The sequence below is a fragment of the Rhizobium sp. P1_E1 genome, assembly GCF_056406015.1.
Genome location: NZ_JBFUAY010000304.1, coordinates 1 through 4,381 on the forward strand (window position 1 = coordinate 1; position 4,381 = coordinate 4,381).

At 59.3% G+C, this 4,381-nt stretch carries 4 protein-coding genes; 1 reads left to right on the forward strand and 3 read right to left on the reverse strand.

All coding sequences use genetic code 11. The features are described from left to right. Both AC1D1Z_RS34480 and AC1D1Z_RS34485 read right to left on the reverse strand, forming a co-directional pair. On the reverse strand, positions 1-788 hold a 788-nt coding region (locus AC1D1Z_RS34480; RefSeq protein WP_477853279.1), incomplete at its 3' end, for a transporter substrate-binding domain-containing protein. A 272-nt stretch (positions 789-1,060) separates the two neighbouring features. Beyond that, the gene (locus AC1D1Z_RS34485; protein WP_477853281.1) at positions 1,061-1,645 is read right to left on the reverse strand and encodes a TetR/AcrR family transcriptional regulator; all 585 of its coding nucleotides are present in this window, start codon (positions 1,643-1,645) and stop codon (positions 1,061-1,063) included. Positions 1,646-1,733: 88 nt separating this feature from the next. Between AC1D1Z_RS34485 and AC1D1Z_RS34490 the strand changes: the two genes are divergently transcribed. Then, positions 1,734-2,537, forward strand: a complete 804-nt coding sequence (locus AC1D1Z_RS34490; protein ID WP_018245717.1) for a crotonase/enoyl-CoA hydratase family protein — start codon at positions 1,734-1,736, stop codon at positions 2,535-2,537. Positions 2,538-2,576: 39 nt separating this feature from the next. Here the strand turns inward: AC1D1Z_RS34490 and AC1D1Z_RS34495 are convergent, their stop codons facing one another. Beyond that, positions 2,577-4,364 (reverse strand): methyl-accepting chemotaxis protein, encoded by a 1,788-nt coding sequence (locus tag AC1D1Z_RS34495; RefSeq protein ID WP_018245718.1) that lies wholly within the window; start codon positions 4,362-4,364, stop codon positions 2,577-2,579. Positions 4,365-4,381 lie beyond the last annotated feature (17 nt).

A 4,381-nucleotide genomic window follows, 5' to 3' on the forward strand; every position in this document is an offset into this window, starting at 1 on the left:
AACCAGGTCTTGAAGGACTTGGCGTAAAAGTCGAATTCAACGCCGGTCATGGCTTCGTGCAGGGCGGTGTTGACGAAGTTCAGCCAATCCTGATCGCCGCGCTTGACAGCGCAGGCATAGGTCTGCGGGTTCCAGCCGAAGCCGGCATCTTTATAGCGGCCCGGATTCTGCGTCATGTACCAGGCGAGCGACGACTGGTCGGTGGCGACTGCATCGGCGCGTCCCGATTCCAGCGCCTGATAGATCAGGTCGACGGAATCGTACTGGTCGACAGTCGCCTCCGGCAATGCGGCATGCACCATCGCCTCGGCGTAGACGTTCTGGAGAACCGAGATGGTAACGGAGGAACCGGCCGCCTTGAGGGCTGCGTAGTCGGCATATTTGCCATCCGCCTTGAGCATCAGGCCGACACCCTCGCGATAATAAGGAATGGTGAAGGCAACCTGCTGGGCGCGCTCGCCGGTAACGGTCATGAACTGGCAGGTGATGTCGACTTTGTCGGTGGTGATGTTCGGGATRCGGGCGTCGGAGGACTGGTTCACATACTCGATCTTCTCAGGATCGCCGAAGAGCGCCTTGGCGATGATGTGGCCCATGTCGACGTCGAATCCCTGAAGCTTGTCGTCGGCACTCTTGAAGTGCCAAGGCGCATTGGTGCTGCCCGTGCCGAGGACGAGATGGCCGCGGGCCAGCACTTCATCGAGCTTGCTGCCGTCCGCCAGCGCAGGCGTGGACAACAGAGCGGCGACAGCCAGCGACATCACGCCGGTGCGAAAGGAAATGGTCATGGCGTTCCCCTTATGGATGGTTCCTATTGTTCCAGTATAATGGACGCATGTCTGTTTTACTGGAACAATGTTATGAAGTGCCATCAAGGATGAATTGTCAATGGGTCATGCCGAAAAAACGCGCAGTGGTGCGTGTGGTGATTTTTTCGGCAGTGCAGCATTGTTCTCTTGTTTCAGAGGCTCAACATCATGCCTTCTCGTTCGGCGACCTGACAGCCAAGCCGAGGCGGAAGATGTGGCCTTCAGAGCGAGCGCCTCAGGAACCGCCCGCCTTAGGCGTTTGCGGTCGCAGCGCGGATCAGCGAACCAGCCGCCTCGCCTGCGGCTTCCATATAGGTCGGGTCGCGATGCAACAGAACGACGGCGAACGAGCCATCGAGCAGCAGGACGATCTGCCGAGCGAGCTGCGGCGCTTCCGTCTTGATTCCGGCCGCCTCGAACGTAACCTGCAACCAGGCCTCGACCCTCTTCTTGTGTTCAATCCCGACTTTCATGGCTGGATGGCCAGGCATATTGGCGAGTTCCGCAGAGGTGCGCAGGAAGCCGCAGCCCTTCCATTTCGGATGGCGGGCCGCGCGGGCGAGATTGCGAAAGATGCCTTGCACCTTATCCGCCGGCTCGCCCGTCGTTTCCGCGTACCAGCGCTTGAACAGAGAGAGGTTAGGCTGGTCGCGCGCCTCCAGATAGGCCCCGATGAGATCGTCCTTGCTGGCGAAATGGTAGTAAAGGGTGCGTTTCGTGACACCGGCCTCTTCAGCCACCGCATCGACGCTGACGCTCCTGATGCCCTCGTTGTAAAACAGTTTGGCGGCCGCCGAGATGATGYGTTCGCGCGTCGGGACTGGCTGTGAGATCATGTCGCTATGTATACCGACTAGTGAATATACACAAGCATCGACCGGCGGCATACTTCTCCTGACGCAGCATAGCGGAAAGGAAAACCGAATGGCCGACACTGTTTTGATCGACAGCTACGACGGAATCGCCACGCTCACTCTCAATCGCCCGGAAAAGCTCAATGCGCTGAATTATGCCTTGATAGACCGCTTGCTCGCGATCCTCGACGCCATCGAAACCGACAGTTCAATTCGGGTGATCATCCTCACCGGCGCAGGCGAGCGGGCATTCTCGGCGGGTGGCGATATCTACGAATTCTCGGAAAGCGTGGCGCAGGGCGCCGATGTCGCCATGCGCGATTTCGTCGCGCGCGGACAGCGATTAACTGCGCGGCTGGAAGCCTTCCGCAAACCCGTCATCGCCGCCGTCAACGGCCTTGCCTTTGGCGGAGGCTGCGAAATCACCGAGGCTGTGCCCCTCGCCATCGCCAGCGAACGCGCCCTGTTCGCCAAGCCCGAGATTAATCTCGCAATGCCGCCGACCTTTGGCGGAACGCAGCGTTTGCCAAGGCTGGCCGGGCGCAAGCGCGCCCTCGAATTGCTGTTGACGGGCGACGCATTCTCCCCGCAGCGCGCCCTCGAACTCGGCCTTGTCAACCAGCTTGTCCCGCATGACGCTCTCATGCCGGCCGCCCACGACCTCGCGCGGCGCATTCTGCGTCATTCAGCGCTGGCAGCGGCGAGCATTCTGACGGCGGTGACGCGCGGCATCAACCAGAGCATTGCGGAGGGGCTCCTGATCGAAGGCGAACAATTCGCCCGCATGGCGCCAACCGACGATTTGCGCGAAGGGCTCGACGCGTGGATCGAGCGTCGCAAGCCGAACTATCCCGGCTCGTGGTCGCTCGATTGATTGTCGCCAATACTGCTGAGAATGGCTCAGTCAGAGTAATCAGAACTCTTCCCAATCGGACTTCAGCGCGACGGAGGCTGACCCGTGCTGGATGGATGCGAGGGGCGAAGTACGAACGACTTTCAAAGCCGTCGGTGCGACGGGGTGACGATCGGCCTGCGCAAACGAAGACCTGGATCTCGGCGCATCATTGAAACGGAACTGTTCAAGAAGCTCGAAGAGAGCGGCAGCCTCTCGGGCGAGACCATGGCTCGCAGCCGTCTGCTCCTCGACCATTGCGGCATTCTGCTGCGTTCCCTGGTCGACGGTGTTGATGGACTGGCTGATCCCGCCAAGCGCAGTCGATTGCTCGCGCGCCGCCTCCACGATCGCTGTGACGTTGGTATTGATTTCGTGAACCTGACTGGCGATTTCCTGGAGCGCGGATCCGGCATTCGTCACGAGGGCGACGCCGTTTGCGACATGGGAACCGGACGCTGTGATCAGGCTCTTTATCTCCTTCGCAGCTTTCGCCGACCGCTGCGCCAGCTCACGGACCTCCTGGGCAACGACCGCAAACCCCTTGCCGGCCTCCCCTGCTCGTGCCGCCTCTACGCCGGCATTGAGCGCCAAAAGGTTAGTCTGGAAGGCAATCTCATCGATGACACCGATGATGTTGGAAATTTCGCGTGACGAGTTTTCGATCTGGTCCATCGCTCCGATTGCGTCACGCACCACCTGGCCGGAATGCTCAGCGTGATTTCTGGCGCGCGCCACGAGTTGACCGGCCTCCTCGGCGCGGCGGCTCGAATCCTTGACCGTCGTCGTGATTTCCTCAAGCGCGGCTGCCGTCTCTTCGACGGATGCCGCTTGCTGCTCGGTACGCTTTGCCAGGTCGTCGGCCGCCGTGCGGATTTCGTTGGAACCGGCTGATATCGCCTTGGCATTTTCGGCAACCGTTGCCATTGCGCCCTTCAACTTCTCCGAGGCGCTGTTGAAGTCGGCACGCAGCCTTTCCAGCGAAGGAATGAAAGGCTTCTGGATCGTCTGCGACAGGTCGCCATCCGCAAGGTTCGTCAGGCAACGGGCAAGTTGTTCGACATTTTCGACGCGCGCCGTGACATCGGTTGCGAACTTCACGACTTTGAACACTTTGCCGTTCAGGTCGAAAATCGGATTGTAGGAAGCCTGGATATAGACCTTTCGTCCGCCCTTGCCCACACGCATGAATTCGTCGGCAACCAGCTGGCCGCTCGCAAGTTTCCGCCAGAATTCCTTGTAAGCCTCCGATCTCGAGTAGTCGGCTTCACAGAACATCGAATGATGTTTGCCCTGGATTTCGGCAAGCGAATAACCAAGCGCGGAAAGGAAATTGTCGTTCGCGGTCAGGATTTCGCCGGCCGGCGTGAATTCGATGATCGCCTGAGCCCGGGACAATGCGTCGATCTTGCCCGAATCCTCGGCAGACCTCAGTTTCTGCGCAGTGATATCCGTTGCAATCTTGATGACCTTGACCGGCTTCCCGCGTCGGAAGACGGGATTGTAGGATGCCTCGATCCAGACCTCGCGCCCGCCTTTTCCGACGCGTTTGTATTGTTGTTGATCGAATTTCCCGGCTGCGAGCTTCGTCCAGAAAGCCTTGTATTCCGTTGAGGATGCATAGGCAGGCTCGACAAACATGCTGTGATGTTTTCCGACAATCTCCCTCAACTCGTAGCCGAGCGCCCTGCAGAAGTTTTCGTTAGCGGTGAGGATCCTGCCCGATAGATCAAACTCGATCATGGCTTGCGAATTCGATAACGCGGCAAGAGCCGCGACAGCATTTGCACCACGATCAAGAATACCCACGCGTCATCCCCCTAGAT